This is a genomic window from Mesorhizobium sp. M0145, assembly GCF_040322355.1.
Lineage (GTDB): Bacteria > Pseudomonadota > Alphaproteobacteria > Rhizobiales > Rhizobiaceae > Mesorhizobium.
The window spans coordinates 130726-152117 of sequence record NZ_JAMYTK010000013.1 but is presented as its reverse complement, the minus strand read 5'-3'; the positions used below and the strand labels follow the sequence as shown (position 1 = coordinate 152117).

General features: G+C 61.4%; 20 protein-coding genes. 13 read left to right on the top strand and 7 right to left on the bottom strand.

Annotation, left to right across the window (positions count from 1 at the left end; all coding sequences use genetic code 11):
* Window positions 1-187 precede the first annotated feature (187 nt).
* The 3 genes from NKJ28_RS19765 to NKJ28_RS19755 all read left to right on the top strand — a co-directional run bounded on the left by NKJ28_RS19765 (window position 188) and on the right by NKJ28_RS19755 (window position 3636).
* Window positions 188-1309: a L,D-transpeptidase gene (locus tag NKJ28_RS19765; RefSeq protein WP_352636745.1), complete on the top strand. Its 1122-nt coding sequence runs from the start codon at window positions 188-190 to the stop codon at window positions 1307-1309.
* Window positions 1310-1456: 147 nt separating this feature from the next.
* Window positions 1457-3085: a CTP synthase gene (gene pyrG / locus NKJ28_RS19760; protein WP_352458118.1), complete on the top strand. Its 1629-nt coding sequence runs from the start codon at window positions 1457-1459 to the stop codon at window positions 3083-3085.
* A gap of 11 nt (window positions 3086-3096) precedes the next feature.
* On the top strand, window positions 3097-3636 hold the full coding sequence (locus tag NKJ28_RS19755) for a DUF1697 domain-containing protein (RefSeq protein ID WP_352458119.1): 540 nt from the start codon (window positions 3097-3099) through the stop codon (window positions 3634-3636).
* Between the two features lie 29 nt (window positions 3637-3665).
* Here the strand turns inward: NKJ28_RS19755 and NKJ28_RS19750 are convergent, their stop codons facing one another.
* From NKJ28_RS19750 to NKJ28_RS19740, 3 genes are all read right to left on the bottom strand, one after another.
* Window positions 3666-5096 carry an NCS1 family nucleobase:cation symporter-1 gene (locus NKJ28_RS19750; RefSeq protein ID WP_352636756.1) on the bottom strand — a complete coding sequence of 477 codons (1431 nt, stop codon included), beginning with the start codon at window positions 5094-5096 and terminating at the stop codon, window positions 3666-3668.
* A gap of 220 nt (window positions 5097-5316) precedes the next feature.
* Entirely contained in the window at window positions 5317-5709 is a 393-nt protein-coding gene (locus tag NKJ28_RS19745) for an MmcQ/YjbR family DNA-binding protein (protein WP_352568681.1), read from the bottom strand.
* 27 nt (window positions 5710-5736) lie between these two features.
* Window positions 5737-6420 carry a TetR/AcrR family transcriptional regulator gene (locus NKJ28_RS19740; RefSeq protein ID WP_502898068.1) on the bottom strand — a complete coding sequence of 228 codons (684 nt, stop codon included), beginning with the start codon at window positions 6418-6420 and terminating at the stop codon, window positions 5737-5739.
* A 145-nt stretch (window positions 6421-6565) separates the two neighbouring features.
* Here NKJ28_RS19740 and NKJ28_RS19735 point away from each other — a divergent pair, with 145 nt between their 5' ends.
* From NKJ28_RS19735 to NKJ28_RS19725, 3 genes are read left to right on the top strand one after another with little or no spacing between them, the layout of a single operon-like run.
* Window positions 6566-7576 (top strand): efflux RND transporter periplasmic adaptor subunit, encoded by a 1011-nt coding sequence (locus NKJ28_RS19735; protein ID WP_502898067.1) that lies wholly within the window; start codon window positions 6566-6568, stop codon window positions 7574-7576.
* 6 nt (window positions 7577-7582) lie between these two features.
* The gene (locus NKJ28_RS19730; RefSeq protein ID WP_352593659.1) at window positions 7583-8824 is read left to right on the top strand and encodes an ABC transporter permease; all 1242 of its coding nucleotides are present in this window, start codon (window positions 7583-7585) and stop codon (window positions 8822-8824) included.
* Window positions 8821-9492 carry an ABC transporter ATP-binding protein gene (locus NKJ28_RS19725; RefSeq protein ID WP_352593657.1) on the top strand — a complete coding sequence of 224 codons (672 nt, stop codon included), beginning with the start codon at window positions 8821-8823 and terminating at the stop codon, window positions 9490-9492. The genes NKJ28_RS19730 and NKJ28_RS19725 overlap by 4 nt, the downstream gene beginning before the upstream one ends.
* Window positions 9493-9509: 17 nt before the next feature.
* Here NKJ28_RS19725 and otsB read toward each other — a convergent pair whose 3' ends face one another.
* The 4 genes from otsB to NKJ28_RS19705 form a co-directional block, all read right to left on the bottom strand.
* The gene (otsB, locus tag NKJ28_RS19720) at window positions 9510-10271 is read right to left on the bottom strand and encodes a trehalose-phosphatase (protein WP_352593655.1); all 762 of its coding nucleotides are present in this window, start codon (window positions 10269-10271) and stop codon (window positions 9510-9512) included.
* Entirely contained in the window at window positions 10268-12049 is a 1782-nt protein-coding gene (locus tag NKJ28_RS19715; RefSeq protein WP_352636744.1) for an alpha,alpha-trehalose-phosphate synthase (UDP-forming), read from the bottom strand. Before NKJ28_RS19715 ends, otsB begins: the two co-directional genes overlap by 4 nt.
* A 179-nt stretch (window positions 12050-12228) precedes the next feature.
* Window positions 12229-14391, bottom strand: coding sequence for an amylo-alpha-1,6-glucosidase (locus tag NKJ28_RS19710; protein ID WP_023674970.1), 2163 nt, complete (start codon window positions 14389-14391; stop codon window positions 12229-12231).
* Window positions 14392-14438: 47 nt separating this feature from the next.
* The gene (locus tag NKJ28_RS19705) at window positions 14439-15500 is read right to left on the bottom strand and encodes a glycosyltransferase family 4 protein (RefSeq protein WP_352568676.1); all 1062 of its coding nucleotides are present in this window, start codon (window positions 15498-15500) and stop codon (window positions 14439-14441) included.
* Between NKJ28_RS19705 and NKJ28_RS33015 the strand changes: the two genes are divergently transcribed.
* The 7 genes from NKJ28_RS33015 to NKJ28_RS19670 all read left to right on the top strand — a co-directional run bounded on the left by NKJ28_RS33015 (window position 15390) and on the right by NKJ28_RS19670 (window position 21386).
* Window positions 15390-16058: a DUF982 domain-containing protein gene (locus NKJ28_RS33015; protein ID WP_502896931.1), complete on the top strand. Its 669-nt coding sequence runs from the start codon at window positions 15390-15392 to the stop codon at window positions 16056-16058. The genes NKJ28_RS19705 and NKJ28_RS33015 overlap by 111 nt on opposite strands.
* A gap of 535 nt (window positions 16059-16593) precedes the next feature.
* Entirely contained in the window at window positions 16594-16842 is a 249-nt protein-coding gene (locus tag NKJ28_RS19695; protein ID WP_156937288.1) for a hypothetical protein, read from the top strand.
* Between the two features lie 27 nt (window positions 16843-16869).
* Window positions 16870-17397, top strand: a complete 528-nt coding sequence (locus tag NKJ28_RS19690) for a hypothetical protein (protein ID WP_023674974.1) — start codon at window positions 16870-16872, stop codon at window positions 17395-17397.
* Window positions 17398-17660: 263 nt separating this feature from the next.
* Window positions 17661-17885 (top strand): hypothetical protein, encoded by a 225-nt coding sequence (locus NKJ28_RS19685; RefSeq protein ID WP_352636743.1) that lies wholly within the window; start codon window positions 17661-17663, stop codon window positions 17883-17885.
* A 215-nt stretch (window positions 17886-18100) separates the two neighbouring features.
* On the top strand, window positions 18101-18355 hold the full coding sequence (locus NKJ28_RS33010; protein ID WP_502898254.1) for a DUF6894 family protein: 255 nt from the start codon (window positions 18101-18103) through the stop codon (window positions 18353-18355).
* Window positions 18356-18818: 463 nt separating this feature from the next.
* Entirely contained in the window at window positions 18819-19361 is a 543-nt protein-coding gene (locus NKJ28_RS19675) for a class I SAM-dependent methyltransferase (protein WP_352636741.1), read from the top strand.
* A gap of 237 nt (window positions 19362-19598) precedes the next feature.
* On the top strand, window positions 19599-21386 hold the full coding sequence (locus tag NKJ28_RS19670) for an ABC transporter ATP-binding protein (protein ID WP_352636740.1): 1788 nt from the start codon (window positions 19599-19601) through the stop codon (window positions 21384-21386).
* Window positions 21387-21392 lie beyond the last annotated feature (6 nt).

Here is a 21392-nt window from a genome sequence, read left to right as displayed (position 1 = left end):
TGCCGCGATCTGTTGTCGTTTGAACACAGTCGCGGCAAATGCCGCACGATCACGAAGATTCGACTGCGCCTCACGCTTGAGGCGCTTCCGGCTAATCGATTATACGTTGCACGCGGCATTCTCGGCGTCCTTGGGGGGCGCCGGGCGACGCCGTGGGCAACAAGCATTGAACGATCGGATCTTCCCCATGCAGCTTCGCAGCTTCATTTTTGCCGGCCTTTGTGCCGTGCTCAGCCTAGGTGCGCCCGCTTACGCGGCCATGCCGGCGGCAAACTCGGCCCACAAAGCCGCAACAACAACCGACGTCGTCAAGGTCGCTGCCAAAAGCGATGCAGCGCAATTGAAGCTTCTCAAGAAGAAGAAAGATCCGACGCCGGACGACCTTGCGCAGATCCGCAAGATCGAAGCCAAGATCGCAGCCGACAAGGAAGCCGCTCGCGCCAAGGCACTCGAAGCCAGGAAGCTGGCGATGCGCGAGGCGGCGAAAGCCAAAGCCGATGCGGAACGGCAGGCGTTCCTTGCCAAGAAGAGCCAGCCGCTCGCAACGGCCAAGGTGGCTGACGCCACGCCGGCCAAGAAGAAGACCGTCAACATCATCGAACCGATTACGCCCATTGCGCCGATCCAGTCGGCCGAGCCGATCCCGGCCGAGGCCATGAACGTTGCGCTGACCGGCAACAATGGCGAGTTGCGCAGCGAACCGGTCGGGCAGAAGCCGCAGAGCGTCGGGCTGTTCGCGGGACTGTTCGGCGGCACATCCTCTTCGTCGATGTCGCTGCTTCCGGAAACACGCGCGCTCGACGCCGCGCTCGAAAGGAAGCAGGCCAAGCGGCAGTTCAAGGTCAAGCCGGAATTCGTGCCGCAGGAGGTCGAATTCACCGGCTACAACGCCGGCACCATCGTCATCGATACCAGCGCCCGTCGTCTCTACCTCGTCGAATCATCGTCAACCGCCCGCCGTTATGCCATCGCGGTCGGCCGGGAAGGCCTGCAGTTCAAGGGTACGGTTGCCGTCGGCGACAAGCAGGAATGGCCGCGCTGGATTCCGACGCTGGATATGCAAAAGCGCGAACCCAAGCACTATGGCCAGTACAAGGACGGCATGCCCGGCGGCGGCGACAATCCGCTCGGTGCGCGCGCCATTTATCTCTACGACGGCAAGAAGGATACCCACCTGCGCATTCACGGCACCATCGCGCCGCAGTCGATCGGAACCAGCGCCTCCAATGGCTGCTTCCGCATGATCAACGAGCACGTCATGGACCTTTACCGCCGGGTGAAAGTAGGCACCAAAGTCGTCATCATCTGACGCTTTGACAGATCGTGCCAAAAGGGCCGGCCTCGCCGGCCCTTTTGTTTTGATACGCCAACGACCAGAGCGCCTTCTTGGGAAAAAGCCTTCGCGGCGGTTTTTTCTCTGGCGGAATCAATTCGGCCGCGTTAAGCGATGACTCCCATGGCGCGATATGTATTCATCACAGGCGGCGTGGTTTCCTCACTTGGAAAAGGCATTGCTGCAGCGGCCCTTGGGGCTCTCTTGCAGGCGCGGGGCTATCGCGCACGCATCAAAAAGCTCGATCCCTATCTCAATGTCGATCCCGGCACGATGTCGCCCTATCAGCACGGCGAAGTCTTCGTGACCGATGACGGGGCCGAGACCGATCTCGATCTTGGCCATTATGAGCGCTTCACCGGCCGCTCGGCCAACCAGCAAGACAACATCACCACCGGCCGGATCTATAAGAACATCATCGAGCGCGAGCGGCGCGGCGACTATCTCGGCGCTACCGTGCAGGTCATTCCGCACGTCACCGACGAGATCAAGAATTTCGTCCTCAACGGCAATGACGACTACGATTTCGTGCTGTGCGAGATCGGCGGCACCGTCGGCGACATCGAAGCGATGCCGTTCCTGGAGGCGATCCGCCAGCTCGGCAACGACCTGCCGCGCAACAACGCCGTCTACGTCCACCTGACCTTGATGCCTTACATTCCGACGGCAGGCGAACTGAAGACCAAGCCGACGCAGCATTCGGTCAAGGAGTTGCGCGGCATCGGCATTGCACCCGACATACTGCTGGTCCGCGCCGACCGGCCGATCCCCAAGGAAGAGCGCAGAAAGCTGTCGCTGTTCTGCAATGTCCGCGAAAGCGCCGTCATCCAGGCGCTCGACGTCCCGCATATCTACGACGTGCCGATGGCCTATCACAATGAAGGGCTGGATTCGGAAGTGCTGGCCGCCTTCGGCATCGATCCGGCGCCGAAGCCCCGCATGGAACGGTGGCAAGCGGTGTCCAACCGCATCCACAATCCGGAAGGCGAAGTGACCATTGCCGTCGTCGGCAAATATACCGGCCTCAAGGACGCCTACAAATCGCTGATCGAGGCGCTGTCGCATGGCGGCCTCGCCAACCGGGTCAAGGTCAAGCTCGACTGGATCGAAAGCGAGATATTCGAGAAGGAAGACCCGGCGCCGTGGCTGGAGAAGGTCCATGGCATTCTCGTCCCCGGCGGTTTTGGCGAGCGCGGCTCTGAGGGCAAGATCCTGGCGGCGAAGTTCGCGCGCGAACGCAAGGTGCCGTATTTCGGCATCTGCTTCGGCATGCAGATGGCCTGCATCGAGGCGGCGCGTTCGCTGGCCGGCGTCGAGCGCGCATCATCGACCGAGTTCGGTCCAACCGAGGAGCCGGTCGTCGGCTTGATGACCGAATGGCTGAAGGGCAACATGCTGGAAAAGCGCAGGGAAACCGGCGACCTTGGTGGTACCATGCGGCTCGGTGCCTACCAGGCCGACCTCGCCAAGGGATCGAAGATCGCCGAGATCTATGGCGATACCCAGATTTCCGAACGCCATCGCCACCGCTACGAGGTCAATGTCGACTACAAGGAGCGGCTCGAGGATTGCGGCCTGGTGTTTGCCGGCATGTCGCCGGACGGCGTGCTACCGGAAACGGTCGAATATCCCGGCCACCCCTGGTTCATCGGCGTGCAGTACCATCCCGAGTTGAAAAGCCGGCCGCTCGATCCGCACCCGCTGTTTGCCAGCTTCATCGAGGCGGCGGTAGAGCAGTCGCGGCTGGTCTAGACTAACCGCCCATGCAAACTTACGTCGCGCTGCTCTACAGCATTGTCCTGGGCGAGGGGCGGCGGGTCGTCATGTCCGATCTGAAGGCGATGGCCGAAGGCCTGGGTCTGAATAAGCCGCGCACGCTGGTAGCGACCGGCAATCTGGTCTTCGAGGCGCAAGAAACAGAACTTGCGGCGTTGGAGCAGCGGCTGGAGGCGGCGTTCGCAAAGATTTTCGGCCGCCACGTCGACATCATCGTGCGCCGCGCCGACGGCTGGCTAAGGCTGGCGGCCGGCAATCCGTTCCCAGCTGAATCGGCCGAGGCCGCGGACCAGGTGGCGGTGCGCGTGATGCGAGCGCCCGTTCCCGCCGAGACCGCCGCGGCGCTTGAGGCATATGCCGGCAAGGACGAGAAGCTGCGGATTGTCGGCGGCGACATCTGGATCGTCTTTTCCCGCGAGATGCCGAGTTCGCGGCTGCTTGCGGCGGTGAGCCACAAACGCCTCGGCATTGGCACGTCGCGCAACTGGAACACCGTGCGCCGCCTGGCCGAAATGATCGCAGAATGAACGGGGCGGCTCGCGCCGCCCGAGTCTGTTCAGGCCTTGGCTATCCTGGCTCCGGCACCGAGTGCCATCGTGCGCAGCACGTAGTAGATGACGCCGGCAATTGCCACGCCGAAGAACCAGCCATAGACGCCCCACCATGACGGCAGCAGGCTGGTGAAGTTGGGCAGGATCGAGGAGAAGACCGCGCCGATACCGGCGGCGATGAAGGCATTGACATGCCAGCCGCCCTGAAAGCGGAATTCGCCATTCTCCCTGTAGAGTGCCTCGACGTCGACCTCGCCCTTCCGGATCAGGTAATAGTCGACCATCATCACGCCGAAGATAGGCCCCATCGTCGCGCCAATGATGTTGACGAAGGAGGCGGCACTGCCTTCCCAGGGCGCGAATGGATAGAGCACCAGCGCGATCAGCGCCGCGATGTAGCCGCCCTTCTTGAAGTCGATCTGGCGTGGAAAGACATTGGAGAAGTCGAAGGCCGGCGACACGAAGTTCGCCACCACATTGATGCCGAGCGTCGCCACCGCAAAGGTCAGGGCTGCGAGCGCCGCCAGGAACCAGCTGTCGAATTTCGCCGAAATCTGGTCGGGATGCAGCAGCACCTCGCCATAGACGTCGAAGGCGGCGATCGTGGTGACGCCGGCGACCAGCGAGAACAGGATAAGATTGACCGGCAGGCCCCAGATGTTGCCCTTGCGCAGCGATGCCTTGTCCGGGGCGTAGCGCGCGAAATCGCAGAAGTTGAGATAGAGCGCGGAGAAATAGGTCACCCAGATCGCGGCCACCGCAAACAGCGAGGTCCAGGAGCCCGGCGTGCCCGGCACGCCCGCGTCCTTTGTCTTTTCCAGCAGCGCATCCATCGGGATGTCGCTGGTGAAAGCGAAGGTGCCTGCCTTGATGCAAAGATAGATCGCCAGGATCAGCATCATCACCCACACCGCCGGTCCGGCCCAGTCCTGGAAGCGGCGCACCGTTTCCATGCCCCTCTGGATGATCAGGAGCTGCAGCGCCCAGATGACGGCGAAGCAGATCACCTCGAGCCCGGAGTGGCCGAGGAAATGGGTGCTCTGGTTGAAGTCGGCGAACCATTGCGAGCGGATCAGCAGGGCTACGATCGCCCCGGAGGCCGCCGCCGTCTGCGCGCCGTACCAGAAGCAGGCGACGACGGCGCGCACCAGCGCCGGTATGTTGGCGCCCCAGATGCCGAAGGAGGCACGCGCCAGGACAGGGTAGGGCACCCCGGTCTTCACGCCGGCATAGCCGACCATGTTCATTAACGCATAGATGATCAGCGAGCCGATACCGATGGCGATGATGAAGTTGACGAAGCCGCCGCAGAACAGGAACAGGCTGGCAGCGAGATAGTAGCCCCACAGGCTGTGGACGTCCGACGTCCAGACGTTGAAGATCGAGAACGGTCCCCAGTTTCGAACCTTCGCCGGTGCGAGATCCTCATTGTACAGGTCCGGTCATGCGCCTTGTATGGTCATTGCTATGTCCTCCCCTTGTTACCGCACGCGCCTCCACGCATGGCACGCAGGTTAAGCCTGACGCAGGGGAACCGGCAAGCAGACGATTTGCCGGCTTTGGACTTAAAGACATTCAATGAAAAAGGCGCTTATCGGCGTGGCGTCGTTGAGCTTCTAGCGCCGACGATTCGTGGGGTGACACCGATCGCTCGACCTAAGCTCGCGAGTCCACCTTGTGCGTGATCAGGGCGGCAAGCTTTTTGGGCGCTTGTGCGCGATAACTCTCATCGAGCCATGACTTCAGTTGTCCGATCGGTGGCAGTTCGTCCGGTGCTGGTTCGAACGTCACCCATCCGCTCTTGCCAAGGCCATACTCTGTCGGCGACGCATAGTGGAGCTTTCTCGCCTCGTCGCCGCTGTAGGGGAGTTTGAGGGAGATGCTGAACGGTTCGCCTTCAAGGCTCAAATAAGCAAAGGTCTTTCCTTTCACCGCGAGATCGTCGTGACCAGGCCACGGAGTCTTTGTCTCGGCGCCCGGATAGGTGAGGCCGAAGGCGCGCAGTTCCTTGAGAACGGCATCGGTCGAAGCGCGCGATTTCCTACTCATCAACTCTCCTCCATCGCTGTCAGCGGTTTACGGTCCGGCTTCGAGAAAAGCCCGGGCAAAACCGGGCTGCACGGCTTCTATCGTTCCATCGGGCAACTTCAAAAGCCGGTCGATTGCGATGCCGTAGAGCCGCAATCGGCCCTCGAGCAGCCGCGCTGCTTCGTCGATATTACCCTGTTCGGCCTGTAGCAGGGCGCGGTGCATCACGTCCCGAAAGGTCAGCCGGAGTTGCAGGAACATCTCGGCAAAAGCTTGCGGGTCGGGCACGTCGAGAATGCCTTCCTCGCTTCCCTTCCTGAGCAGATTTGTGATTATCGGCTCGGCCAGTTCCCTGGCCGCCTGGTCGACCCGATGGAAGAGGGCAAGGTTCTCGGGCCGGAACACGACGAAGAACGTTTTTCGCAATTGCGGGGCAAGCTCGACGTTCAGCCGTCGCGAGCCGGCAAAGAGTGCATTGAGCCGGCCAATCCCATCGAGTGACGGATCGTCGAGGAGGGGTTGCAGCTCGGCAAGGCTGTCACGTGCGAGACGTCTGGCGAGCGCCTCCAGCAGGGCCTCCTTCGACGCGAAATAGTGATAGAACGCACCCTTCGACAAGCCGGCCTCGCGGATGATGTCGTTCACCGTCGTGTTGTCGTAGCCATGCTCGAAGAAAAGCCGCTGGGCACAGTCGAGGAGCTCGGTGGATCGTATCTCCGGGGGCTTTATCACTCGGGGCAAAATCGACCTCACAAAGTACAGGGGGCAAGAGGAGCACGAACCGTTTCTTTATGCAACTTTTATAGACCGACGGTCGGTCTAATGCTATGTCTGCCACCGCTCCGACGTTCGCATTCGATGGTGGAAGGAGAGCTTCTTGCGACGGATACGCTGGACTGTCGGCATCGTTCTTGTCGCGGCGACTGCTGCTTTCGGCGCTTGGTATGTGTGGCAGCCGGCCAAGGTTTCGATCGTGACGCCACAACGCGGCGACGCGGCGGAGATCGTTTACGCGAGTGGCTCAGTCGAGCCGCGAACCTGGGCCAAGGTGACTCCCGTTGTCCGCGAGAGGATCGTCGAGCAGTGTAATTGCGAGGGGTCGAGGGTTGCACAAGGCGATGTGCTCGCCAAGCTCGACGACAGCGAGGCCCGGGCCGTGCTTGGCGAGATCGAAGCGCGTCAAGCACTTGCCCAGGAAGAGCTCCGGAGGCTGACCGTGCTTGCCGAAAGGCGTGCGGCAAGCCAGCAGGCGCTCGATCGCGCGCAAAGCGAGCTTGGCCAGATCGAAGCGCTGGTTGCCGGACAGAAAGCGCGGCTCGACACCTACGTCTTACGAGCGCCGAGCGCCGGTATCGTGCTCAGGCAGGACGGCGAGGTCGGTGAGATCGCCGAACTCGGCGCCGTGTTGTTCTGGGTCGGCGAGCCGAAGCCGCTCCTGGTGGTCGCCGAGGTCAACGAGGAGGACATTCCACGGGTCGAGATCGGCCAGCGCGCGCTGCTTAAATCCGATGCGTTCCCTCGGCAGAATCTGGAAGCGGTGGTCGACAGCATCACGCCCAAGGGCGATCCGGTGACGAAGACCTATCGCGTCCGCTTCCGCCTGCCGGACAATACGCCGCTTCGTATAGGCATGTCGACCGACGTGAACATCGTCATCCGCGTTTCGAAAAATGCGCTGTTGATCCCGTCGGTTGCGGTGGATGGGAACAAGGTGTTCGTAGTCGAAGGCGACAAGGCCTGGCGGCGTGAAATCCGAACGGGCATTCGCGGCACCAATGGCGTCGAAGTTATCTCTAGTGTCGATGAGAAGGCTCGCGTCATCTCGCCCTATCCCGCTGACCTCGGCGACGGTGCGCGCGTGAACATCGCCGCCGCGCAGGAGAGATAGGCAACGATGGCGCTGATCGTCGACATTGCCGTAACGCATATCGCCGGCCGCGGCCGCCAGACGCTGGTCGCCATAGTCGGCGTCGCGGTGGGTGTCGGCTTCTCAATTGCGATGGCGGCGCTGATGCAGGGCGGGCAGGACGATTTCGTCAGGCAGCTCGTCGACACGATGCCGCATGTCGACATCACCGACGAGCAGCGCACCGCCCGCCGGCAGCCGGCCGAGGACTACTTCGAGACCGCCGCCATCTCGGGGCTCCGGCCACGCGACGATCGGCGCGGCATCATCAACCCGACCGCCGCGACCTCCTGGCTGGAGAGCTGGATTCCCGGCCGGTTCGCAGCAAGCCTAAAGACGCAGGGCGTGATCCGCTATTCCAGCCGCGAAGTGGGCGCAGCTATCATCGGGGTCGATCCGCAGCGCGAGACCGGCGTTTCACCGATCGTCGGAGAGTTCGTCGAAGGCAGCTTTTCGGCACTTGCCGCGGGCGGCAACAACGTGCTCATCGGCGACACGATGGCGAACCGGCTCGGCGCCGGGTTCGGCGACACGATAACGGCGGTTTCCTCCGAAGGGCTGACGCGCAATTTCAAGATCGCCGGACTTTTCCACACCGGCACTACCGCGCGCGACGAAGGCGAAGCTTATGTGCTTTTGAAGAACGCGCAAATCCTCTCCGCGCGTCCGAATGCCATCAACGAGATCCGCATCAAGCTCGACGACCCCAACCGCGCTGCGGCGGTGGCGCATCGAGCCGAGGCCGAACTGGGCTACAAGGCCGTGGCGTGGCAGGAGGCGAATGAATCGATCCTTGAAGCGCTCGTCGTGCGCAACGTCATCATGTACACCGTCGTCGGCGCGATCATGCTGGTTGCTGGCTTCGGCATCTACAACATCATCTCCACCATCACGCACGAGAAGGCGCGCGACATCGCCATCATGAAGTCGCTTGGCTTCCCGGAGTCCGACATGCGCCGGCTCTTTTTGCTGGAAGGCGTGGCGATCGGCGCTGCCGGCTCTGTGCTCGGCGGGGTGCTTGGCTTCTCCATGACCTATGCACTGTCGCTGGTGCGTTTCGAGATCGCCGCGACTGGCCAGGAGATGACCCGGCTGCCGATAGCCTGGAGCCTGACCCACTATATCATCGCCTCGGCCTTCGCACTGGGCTCGGCGGCGGTGGCTGGCTACCTGCCGGCGCGCCGTGCAGCGCGCCTGAATCCGGTCGACATAATAAGAGGCGCGACATGAGCGCACTCATCGAGACCGAGAGACTGACCCGCATCTTGCCAGAGACGGTCCCCGTTACGCTGGTCAAGGACATCACGCTCACGATCAACGACAACGAATTCGTCGCCGTCACCGGTCCCTCCGGCTCCGGCAAGTCCTCGCTGCTCTATCTGCTTGGGCTGCTCGACCGGCCGACAGGCGGGACCTTGAGGATAGGCGGACGCGATAGCGAGCCTATGAATGAAAGGGAGCGGGCGCAGACACGGCTTTCGACGCTGGGCTTCGTCTTCCAGTTTCATTTCCTTCTGCCGGAATTCACGGCGCGCGAAAATGTAGAAATTCCAATGCGCAAGCTTGGTCGGCTGGCCCGACCCGTGATGCGCGAACGGGCTGGCGAGTTGCTGTCATCGCTGGGGCTCGGCGAACATCTCGAAAAGCGGCCGGACCAGCTTTCGGGAGGCCAGCGTCAGCGCGTCGCGGTGGCACGCTCGCTCGCCAACGACCCGCCGCTTATCCTGGCAGACGAGCCGACGGGGAGCCTCGACAGCAAGAGCTCGGAGCAGGTGTTCACAATCCTGCAGAATTTGGTGCGCGAACGCGGCAAGACGGTCGTGGCAGTCACGCATGACCTCGACATGGCCGCACGCATGGATCGCCGCATTCACATGGTGGACGGGAAGATCAGCTGAACCGGGCCACGGCGCGATCAGGCCACCGCCGACGTCTCGAAACTGGCCTCGAGCCAGGCTATTGCGCCGGTCACGTCGTCGAGGGCATAGTTTGCGGCCGTCGGTCCGTTCGGCTTCACGCGGATGGAGATGCCGCCAATTTCATTGATCGCCTCGAAACCGTGTTCGTCCGACGTATCGTCTCCGAGGAATATCGGCCGCCGGCCGACAAAGGGCGGAATGTCCATGAAACGCCGGATGGCAGCACCTTTGACGGCTTCCAAAGGCATGAGCTCGACGCCGGCGTTTCCCGGAAGCACCCGATAACCCTTCGGAAGCCGGGCCAATGCCTGTTCGACGAGCTGGATTGCGGGTGCAAGCAGTTGCGGTGCTGCTCTTGTATGAACGGCAAGGACCGGCCCCTTGCGCTCGACATAGACCTTGCCGCTGCCCAATTCGGCCTCGATCTCGTCCGCAAGGGCGGCGATGTCGGCCGGCGCGTCGGCGGCATCGATCGGACCGCTCGGCGTCAGCCGGTGCTCCAGCCCATACAGTCCGGCGATCCGCAGCTTCAGCGGATGGAACAGCTTGTCCACGGCGGGAATCGACCGGCCGGTGATGAAGGCGACCGCACCATCCAGCCGCCGCTCGATGCGTTCGAGCAGATTGCGCAATTCCTCGCCGACGAACACCGCGTCGGGATGGGCAGCGTGTTCCAGCAGGGTTCCGTCGATGTCGAGGAAGAGCGCCCATTGCCCTTCCGACAGGTTCAACGCCGGCGGTTGTTCAAAGCTTTTCACGACGCTGCCTTCCGAGCCCGCTCGAACATCGAGATGACGTTGTTGGTGTTCGATGGCGGGCGCTCGCCGGTTCCGGTCACCCTGTCGAGATCGCCGCGTTTGCGCAGGCGCGCGGCGTCCAGCAGCATACTGCCGGCCCAGCGGTAGACATTGTTGTCGCGGACCATCTCGCGCATCGGCCGCAAACGTTCGCGCTGCTCTTCCGGCGTCATCGTCAGCGCCTGCAACAGCGCCTCGCTCATCATGGCCGCATCGTAGGGGTTGACGATCAGCGCTTCCAGCAGTTCGCGCGAGGCACCGGCGAAGGTGCTGAGCAAAAGCACGCCCTGTTCGTCGTCGCGCGCTGCGACGAATTCCTTGGCGACAAGGTTCATGCCGTCATGCAGACTGGTGACCATACAGATGTCGGCGGCGCGATAGACCTCGTAGACCTGCTCCTGCCGATGATGTTCGGCGACCATCAGGATAGGGCTGTATGTCTCGCTGCCATAGCGCCGGTTGAGCTCCTCGGCACAGCGGCGGCATTCGTCGTGGAGTTGCTGGTAGGCGGGCAATGTCCCCCGGCTCGGCGCGGCGATCTGCAGGAAAACCACCTTGCCTATCCATTCGGGATATCTCGTGAACAATTCGTCCAAGGCATGGAAGCGATCGAGAATGCCTTTCGTGTAGTCGAGGCGCTCGACGCCAACGCATAGTTTGGTATCCGCAGACAGGCCGAATCTGTCGCGCACGCTGGCGCGGCACTCCTCCACAGACGGCAGTTTTGCCAGCAATTGGGCCGGCCATTCTATGGAAATGGGATAGGCGTGGACCAATGTGGTTTGCCCACCATAGGAGATTGCCGCGTCTGCCCGTTCGATCCGGCTCTCCAGAAAGCGGTCGACACTTTCGGTGAAGTTGTTGGCATGGAATTGGGTATGAAAGCCGATGATCGAACTGCCGAGCAGTCCTTCCAGGATCCGCTCACGCCACGGACAGATGCTGAACACTTCCGAATTGGGCCAAGGGATGTGCCAGAAGGTGATGACTATCGCGTCCGGCAGGCGCTGGCGAATCATGCGTGGCAGCAGCGCAAAATGGTAGTCCTGCACCAGCACGATCGGCCGTTCGTTGCGGGCTTCGGCAACCACCGTATCGGCGAATTTGCGGTTGACGGCCTCGTAGGCGTCCCAGTCCGAGGCGCGAAACACGGGGCGGGTGAAGGCGATATGGCAAAGCGGCCATAGGCCCTCATTAGCGAAGCCCAGATAATAGCCCTGATATTCCTCCTCCGTCAGCCAGACCCTGCGCAGCGTATAGGACGGATTGCCTGGCGGCACCTGCACCCGGTCGTCCTTGTCGACGGTGAGGCGGTCTGCCGTGCCGCCGCCAAAGGCGATCCAGGTGCCGGCACAGGCGCGGGTGATGGGCTCGAGTGCCGAAACCAGCCCGCTGGCCGGCACCAAAAGTTGGACCCCGTCATCCTTGATGTTGTGGATGTAGGGTTCGCGGTTGGACACCACGATGACCTGTGCGTCCGGCAGGTCGTCGGCCAGGATCTTGCGCAAAGTGTCGGGCGACCATGTGACCAGTGCCGCATCGGCCGATTGGCCGTTCTTTTCGAACTCGCGCAGCACCTTGCGTGCCGCTTCCGACGCGACATCCTCGCTCGGCGTGTATGCGGCCGCCGTTGCGCGGCCGCGACGCTGGCGGGATATCGACAGGAGAATGGCAAAAGCGGAAAAGCCAAAACTTGCAATCAGCAAAACCCAGAGCAGGTTTACAGTATAATCTGACATAGAATGTGATCTCGCCTCCGGCCGGCCGATAGCCGTTTTTTTATTTGTTTTCTGGTTCGCCGCCGTATAACAACTGCAGCGTTCCCGCGCCGCCCATTTTTGCAACGCACAAAGAGGCTATCGGTTCCGGACGATTGCAATGCCGCGCGTCATTTTCGACGCGCCGCAGTGCGGCGGCATCAAGTGCGCACGATGAGCGGCACCATCCCCTCATACCGATCGGCGAGAAAGGCGACGACCCGGTCGCCGACACGCTGGAATGTGAGGTCGACCACTGTCGAGCCGACACCTAGATGCCGCAATGTCAGCGTGTCGATGCCGATCGGCAGCCTTGGGCGGGTGACCCGGATTTCGCTGTTCCAGCCGTCGATTTCGAGCCCAAGGCAGGCCTGCATCAGCATGAAGGCCGATCCCGCCGACCAGGCCTGCGGCAGGCACGCGACGGGATAGGCGATGGGCGCTTCGCCCGGCGACCGGGTAAAGCCGCAGAACAGTTCCGGCAGCCGCATGTTGAAATGGACAGCCGATTCGAACGTGCCGCTCATCAGCCTGACTACGCTGTCGCGCACGCCATAACGTGCCAGGCCGGCACCGCACATGGCGGTGTCGTGCGGCCAGATCGAACCATTGTGGTAGGACATCGGATTGAAGAATATCGCATCGTCGGCCAGCGTCCTCACTCCCCAACCAGAGTGGAACGACGCAGAGAGCAGCTGATCGGCGACCATCTGCGCCCGTTCCGGCTCGGGCAGCCCGACAAAGAGAAGATGGCCGGCATTCGACGTCCGTACCTTGCAGAGCTCGCCTGCACCATCGATCGCCAGTGCATAGAAATTGAGATCGTCCATCCAGAAATGGCGTTCCACCGCGGCGCGCATGGTTTCGGCGCGTTCCTCCCAATGATCGGCCTTGTCGTCCTCGCCGCGGCGGCGGGCGAGCGCCGCCAGCCCACGGAACGCGGCAAAGACGTAGCCTTGCACCTCGACCAGGGCGATCGGCCCCTTGGGCATGCGGCCATCGGCATGGAAGACGGAATCGAAACTGTCCTTCCAGCCCTGGTTGGCAAGGCCGGTCTCGGCGCCGCGCTGGTAGGTAACGAAGCCGGTCGCGCGGCTTGTCTCCTCCGTCCATTCGGCCGCTGCACAGAGCGATGGCCACAGGCTGTCGACGAACGCCATGTCGCCGGTACGATCCGCATAGGCGCAAGCGAGATGAATGTAGAGCGGCGTGGTATCGACGCCGCCGTAATAGCGGCCGAACGGGAGCTCCCGCAGTGCCGCCATCTCGCCCTTGCGGGTCTCGTGCATGATCTTGCCCGGCTGCGAATCGCTGAACGGCGACGTTTCGGTCGCCTGATGCTGGGCGAGAAAGGCGAGTACGCCGCGCGCCAGCCCAGGATTCAACCACAGCATCTGCAGTGCGGAAATCACCCCGTCACGGCCAAATGCCGTCGAGAACCAGGGTATGCCGGCATAGGGGTAAGGTCCGGTTGAAAGCTCGGTGGTCAGCAACGCCACGTCCGCGCGCGCGCGTTCGATCCAGTCGTTGAAGACGCGGCCGGAGCTGTGCACCGTCGCGCCGTGGCGGCGTTTGGCGCGCATGCCGAAGCGAGCGCGGGCGGCAGCAGCCCGAAAACGGTCGCGGTCGGGTGTCTCCGCCACTTCCGGGCCGACCTCGATATAGAGGACCTCGCTGCTGCGCTTCGTCACCGCAACCAGGAAATCCGCGCGGCTGGCGGTCAAATTGTCCGGCGCCTGCGAGAACGAGATCGCCGACAGGCGCACGAGCTGGTCCAGCCCGTCATATCGAAGCACCACGGATGTCGGACTGGTCTCGGCGGCGTGGGCTATTCCGCGCTTGAGCCGGGTCGAACCGCGCACCTCGAACATGTCGCGGAAATCTGCTGCGAAATGCAAGGAAACCCGAATGGCCGACGATTCCTGGCTGTAGTTGGAAAGGGTGATGCGCTCGAACAGCCGGTCCTGCCAAAGCAGCCTGACGCGTTCTATGTGGATCGCGCCCTGCGGAATGTCGCGACCACCGACACTCTGGATCGGCAGATTGGTCAGGTTCGAGGTGAAAAGCACATTGTCCTGGCTGAGCGAGGCGCCGAGCAACGACATTTGCCGGCCACCGACCGTCAGCCGGAATTCCGAAAGCACACGCGTGTCGTCTCGGAAAAAGCCATCGCCGGCGCCGCGGATGTCGCCATAGGCGTCGGCCACCGCGAAGCAGTCGGCTTGCTTGAGGGCGAACAGCCGGTGCGGCTCCCGGGGCGCAACCTCGTCGAGGGAGGCAAGGGCTACGGCGGGATCAAGCTTACGCTCGTCGAGTTGATTCATACGTCACAAGCTCTGTCGTTTCGTTCCAACGTCCACAATGACGCCGATCAGGACGCTCTCGCTTCACCGGGAGTACCGATCAGGCGCGCATAGGCAGCCACATAGTCGTGGGCCATTCTCGTGGCAGAAAAACGGTTTTCGAACACGGCTCTCACCTGTCGCCTGTCGAGGCGCAGCAATTCCGGTATCGAGGTGACTGCGGCATCGACCGTATCGACAAGGAAACCGGTCACGCCGTGGTCGATGATCTCCGGCAGGGCACCGCATTTCCAGGCGATTACCGGCGTGCCACAGGCCATAGCCTCTATCGCGGCAAGACCGAACGGCTCCGGCCAATCGATCGGAAACAGCAGGCCGGCCGCCTTGCCGAGGAATTCCGCTTTTCTGTCCTCTTCGATCTCGCCGATATAGTCGACACGGTCGCCGTCGATCAGCGGCTCGACCGTGTCGTGGAAAAAAGGGCGGTCGTCGTCGCCGATCTTTGCTGCAAGCTTCAGTTTCAGCCCGGAGCGCAAGGCGATCTCAATGGCACGCTCCGGGCGCTTGTCGCGCGACAGCCGGCCGAGAAAGGCCAGATACGGCTCGTCCGCATTCGTCTCGAAAGTCGGCTCGTACATATTGATCGGCAGCCCGTGATGGATGGTCGCCAGCCAATTGGCCCTGGGTAGCCCGGTTCTCTGGCTGCGGGAAATGGAGATCATCGGAAAGCGCGGAAAATGTTCGTAGGCCGGGGCTAGGTCGACATAGTCGAGCCTGCCATGCGGTGTCGTCACCGTCCGGTCGGGCATGTGTTCGAAGAAAGGAAAATGCAGGAAGTGGCTGAGATGGAAATGGATGATGTCGAACTGTTGCGCACGGCTCCTCACCTCGGCGAGCATCGAGAGATGCGCCGCGGTTTCGGATTTGTGCGGGCGCGGATCGAGACGGAGCGCGCGCTCGCGACACGCCACCAATTTCGCCGACGTCTTGGTATCGCCGCTGGCGAACAGGGTCACGTCATGGCCAAGCTCGACCAATCCTTCGGTCAGATAGGAGACGATGCGCTCCGTCCCTCCATAGAACCGGGGTGGCACGGATTCATGGAGCGGCGCCACATGGGCTATTCTCATGTTTTGGCATTTCCCTCAAAAAGACTGCTCGTGGCATCGAAATGCATCAGCCGCGCTAACGTTCCCGTACAATGGCAAGATGTCACCCAATTGGGGCAAGATGTCACCCAATTGGAGCTGCCGGGCGCGTCCACCGCTGCTCGTCTCGTGCAGCCAACATTTTTCAGGCCAAGCCCTCTTTTGCCGGGAACCAAAGTCGGGTTCGCGAGTTTAGTGGGGTTCGATCGCACGCATCCGGTCGACGGGGAGGAAATGATGGACCGCTTGCAATTCTTTTCGCCCGTGCGGGTTTTGCGCGGACAGGGACAGCCTGTGGAGGAGATCGACAGCGTTGCCGAAGCAATGGCATTCTTGCGAAAATGGCCGGCGGGGCGGCGCGGGCCGGTTTACCAGTGCGCCGTGAATTGCTGCGCTGCGGCCATGGCCGGCCGGATGTCGGCCGAGGAAGCGAGAAAGGCTTTTGCCGGCTTCGCCCGGATCACCCGCCTGCTCGAGGGCGATCGGCCGTTGCCGATGAGCGGCGAGGATCGGCATCGCGATCACGCCTTGAGGCGATAGCGCCGACTGCCGCAGATGGTCCGAGCAAGGGTGGCATTCAGCCGGAGCGCCCGATCGGCGACCGACGAGCAGCGCCGGCAAGGTGTCGTAGAGCGCTGCCCAGTAGGGGGCGTAAAACTCACGCCGGTATTCCGGCACTATCCAGTAGACTGCGGCAATGGTCGTGAGCGTAACGATGAAGCCGATGAGCTTGCGCACGACACGCTCGACTTCAAGCGCTCGCATCGGCTTCGCCTGCAATCCCGTTGAACGCCTTCGAAACGTCTGGAAATAAGCCGTGTCGACCGCGATCATTGCTGCAGTAGTAGCTGCAATGACAGTCATGGCCTGCAAATGCACAGGCCAGCTTCTGTCGGCGAGCATCGCGACGGTGAGCGCAAGACCAAGCAATCCTGCAAGGCCGGTGAGGGGCGCGGTCGCCGATTTCGGTCGGAGCGTCATACTACTACTCCCGTTGTCGTGAGGATCGATCGTCGTTGCCGGCCGCGTGGTCGCCGCCACGGTTCAACTCGAGTGGCGCCGCCACCGGAGCCGCTTGAGCAGCCGCTACACTCCGCCGCTGCCGTTAGACCCGCCGCTGCTTGTTCCGTCGTTGCCGCCACTGGATCCGCTGCTGCCGCTCGAACCGCTGCTGCCGCTCGAACTGGTGGTGCCGCTTGAGCTGCTGGCGCCGCTCGATCCGCTGCTGCTGCTTGAGCCGCCGATGGGCCCCTTGTTGACATTGTGCGGGGAGGGATGGTTGTTAGCGCCCTCGCTTACATTTTCGCAGGTGCATTTGCGCTGATATTTGGCGCCGAAGGCACTGCCTTCATTGCTCGCCTTCTGGCAGACCAACCCATGGCAAATCAAAGTCGCTTCGGTTGTCTCGGGGGTAAGCCCGGTGATGACTATTGCGGTTGTCGTGGCCGCCATGGCCATGATCGAGAACCGGAGTAAATTCCGAAAATTTTGCATAGATACCTCGCTTTCTGACGCCTCGCTTCTCGGGCCCGCGCCCAAGCTTCCTGATTGTCGAGTGGGTGTTTGCAACAAGGCCGCACACGGATCGCTTACGCCTCAGCGATTGGGGCTCAGGGGCGGCATAAAAAGTTGGACGAAGCGCAGACAATGGTGCCGCATTGCGGTATTTCGACCGGAAAAGGCCAAAGATGCACTTTTGGGGGAATGGATAATGTCGAAACGGCTTAGACTGGTGCTGGGAACGGCCGGCGCGATTGCCGTCGCCATTGTCTGGGGGATCATCGCCACGTTAATGGGTGTGCCATCGATTCTGATCACTGTAGGAGCGGTCGCGATCGGCGCGGGCATCTACACCTATGTCGATCGAAGCCGAAGCTGATCCGGTTATCAGGCTACGGGCATAGCGCAAAAATCCCACGGTCGCAGACTGTCTGTGGCAATGCTCAGTGTACGAAAATTACCAACGACAGCGTTCTGTGGAACGAGTGGCCTGCCGAAGCTATTGTGGTGGCGGTCCGAGACACCCCCGCCTCGGGTCATTGGCTCACCCAGCCGAGTGGTCCGCTGCTACCCAATGGCAGCGGACCTTCATCCGGAGGACAGACCTGGAAGACGGACATTGTGCCGAATCGAGGGAGAACGATGGTCGTTGACGAGATTGCCGCGCGGCGCCTGAAAATTCTGCTCGAGCAATACATGGAGACCAGGAAGAGGCGCCACGATGCGGTTTCCACCGCAGCGGCTGAGATCGCGATCAGGGCTGTCATGCCGAATTGCCCGGTCTCCGGAAAAGCCCTGGACGACATGATTGTGGTATGTGCGTTCGAACACGGGCTGGGGGTGCTGTTCGATCGACCTGACGCATGAAGGCCTAAACGCCATGAATCCCAACGCCTAAATCGCACGGTGCCGTCGTGCACAAATCCGACGCTGTTCCTGAGGCGCTCGCGACTAAAGCGCATCGCGTCGATCGGCCTCATGCGACGCGCTTTAAGTGCTTGTTTTTGTGCATGTCGTTGTCGCAAAACCGCTGCACACTTTTGCGCGACATGCATTAGAGAAACCGACCGACCGGAGCAGCCATGCCGAGATATTTTTTCCATTTCCGAAACAATGAGGGCCGCTTGACGGAAGATTTCGAGGGTCAGGAGTTGGACGGTTTGTCCGCGGCTCAGGATAACGCAATGGCTTCGGCCAAGGAAATCCTGGCCGAGGGCCTGCTCAGCGGCAGCCCGGTCCTGACAGGTCTTTCCTTCGAAGTCTGCGACGAGAACCGGAAGCTGCTTTTCCGATTTCCATTCTCGGAAGCTGCCGAAAAGGCCGGCACCCGGCCGTGATTGGCCAAAAGCCCCGCGATGCGGGCGAGCTTTGATCGAGCCTGGCTGAAAAACCGCATGTCGCGGCAAGACGGTCGTTGGTGCAAATCAGCACCATAGGCAAATTGGTAGCATAGCTGCCGGCACAAAGCAAGAACAAATATGGCTTGCCTTGCCGACGGGGCATTACTTATGTCCCTGCGTGTGCCGGCCCGGGCTATCGTGCGTTTCAGGAACTCGAGGGCAGGCACGGGTAGGGGGCGCCAAGCGACGTTGCCATTTCCAACCAATATGTCGATTTGTCGGGCCGGGTGTTCGTCAACTTACCGAAACGTCTTCGCAGGATGCTGTGATCAGGAGTTCCTTTCTCCCGCGGTTGCGTTTACAGGACGCTCAGGACAGTGTCGTTGCGCGCCAGCAACTGGACCGAGTTAGGCCGGGCGCACAGTCCCCCTCCGTCAAGGAAACCAGTCCGGCGCCGTTTTTGGAGAACAACGATTTGTGGTGGTCAAATAAGCAAAAGAGATTCAAGGGAACGTGGGACGACCGTCTGGACGGCCTATTCTCAGCAGAGGTCGACTACGCCGGGAAATCCATTCTCGATGTTGGCTGCAACATGGGTGTTGTCGCCTATGAGATATCCAAGCTAGGACCGAGTTCGATCCATGGGATCGACATTCTCAAGCCGCATATCGAGACGGCCAAGATGATCTTCCTGGGTTGTCCGGTCCAAAGCCGGTTCGATTGTCTCGATCTTGGCAGCCGGAAGCTGCAAAATGTTCTCCAACCGCAGTACGACATCGTCATGCTGCTGGCGGTCTACCATCACATGCAGTGGAGCCTCGGCGAGGACAAGGCGCGACGCGTGCTGTGCGATATCGCCGGGCGTGCTCAAACGATCGTTGCCCGCGTTCCTCCTGGCAAGGATAAGGAGATGATCGCGGTGCTTTCGGATGTGGGCTTTTCAATCAAAAGCAATCACACATCGCCTCTTGGAAGCCATCTCATGGTCCTCGCGAAACACTGACCAGGCATAGCGCGGCCGACGACGAATGGCGCAAAAGCCGCGTGGCTGGGGTCCGCTATGCTCGCATGCGAGGAACCGACGGTCATAAGCCGATGACGTGCAAGGATCCGGTTCGGCATTGACTGCGGTCGGGAACGAAGCCACAGACAGGTGATCGAAACCGTCTCGCGCTTCAAGATAACGCGAAGACCGGACGGGATCGCAACGGGCGGCGACGAGATGATTACAAAGAAACGAGTGTCAACGGCCCCAGCATATCCGCTGATCAAGCGTCTGATTGGCGAAAATCTGCCGCCGCACAAGATGCTGTATGTGACAGGTTTGCTGTGCTCGATCGCCGCTGCTGCGGCGACCGGCGCGGCGGCCTGGATCATGAAAGTCATGATCAACACCATCTATGTCGAGCGAGACGCTGCCGCTGTATCGGGTATCAGCGTCGTCATCATCGGCATTTTCCTGGTCAAGGGCATAGCTGCCTACTGCCAGACCATCACGACGGGAAAGATTCGCCGGGCTATCGTTTCGGACCTGCAAAACCGGCAATTTTCCCGAATGGTGTATTTCGACATCAGCCGTTTCGCGAACCAGCATCCGGCAAAATTCATCTCCAAAATCATGTTCAACGCGCGCGCCGGGGCGACCGTTATTCTCACCCTCACGAGCAGCGCCGTCTCTGATCTGCTGACCCTGATTGCCTTGGCCAGCGTCATGGTCAAGCAGGACCCGGTGATGTCGCTGATATCCGTGGCGGTTCTGCCGATGCTGTTCCTGTCAGTCGGCGCGATAACCAGGAAGCTCAAGGCGCTGGCGAGGGGCGAGACGGAATTGGCCGCACAAGTCCAGTCGATCGGCACGGAAGCCGTCGAAGGCATCCGCACCATCAAGTCCTTCCAGCTCGAGGACAAGGCCGTCGCCAGCTTTGCAAAGGCCGTCCGCAAGATGGAAAGACGTGGCATCCAGATCAATCGGACGTCAGCATTGATGAGCCCATTGATGGAGACCGGCGGCGGCGTGATCATCGGGCTTTTCGTTATGTACGCCAGCTGGCAGACCCTCGGCAACGGCAAGACGCCCGGCGAATTCATGGCCTTCATTACCGCGTTCCTGCTTGCCTATGAGCCTGCCAAGCGGTTGGCCCGGGTCAATGTCGACATCCAGAAGCAAATGGTCGCCGTCGAGCAGATGTATGATTTGATCGACACGCCCGAGCAGCGGCGACTCGCGATCGCGGGCGAGCGTCTGACCGACGTCGATGGTGGTATCCGCTTTGAAGATGTGGCCTTTTCCTATGACGGCAACAGCCCCGCGCTCGAGGGTGTTTCCTTCGACGTGCGACCTCGTGAGAAGCTGGCGATCGTCGGCCGCTCCGGCGCCGGCAAGACTACCATCGTCAATCTGATCCTGCGTCTGATGGAGCCGGACAAGGGCAGGATCCTGATCGACGGAAAGGACATTTCGAAGATCAGCCTGGCCGACGTCCGCGATAACATCGCACTTGTGTCACAGGACGTCTTCCTGTTTGAAGGCTCGATCCGCGACAACATTCGCGACGGCCGCCCGAATGCCACGGATCAGGAAATCGAGTCTGCTGCGAACCTCGCCCGGGTCACCAGCTTTGCTTCGGCGCTCGAAAACGGGCTCGACACGCTTGTCGGGCCAAGCGGCACCAACCTGTCCGGCGGCCAGAAACAACGCGTTGCCATCGCGCGCGCCCTGCTCAAGAATGCTGCGGTAATCGTCTATGACGAAGCGACATCCGCGCTTGACGGTGAAAACGAACGGGCGGTTATGGAGGCAGCCTTCGACAACACATTTCAGCGCACGGTGATCTGCATTGCGCACAGGCTGTCTACAATCAAGGCGGCCGATCGTATTCTCGTGTTTGACGCCGGACAGCTCGTCGATGCTGGAACGCATGACCAGCTTGCCAAGCACAGCGAGATATATCGTTCGATATTCCACCTGGAGACGCCCGATCCGATGGTCGAAAGCGGCAAAAAGCTGCGGCAGAGCGTATTGCGCTGACGGCCG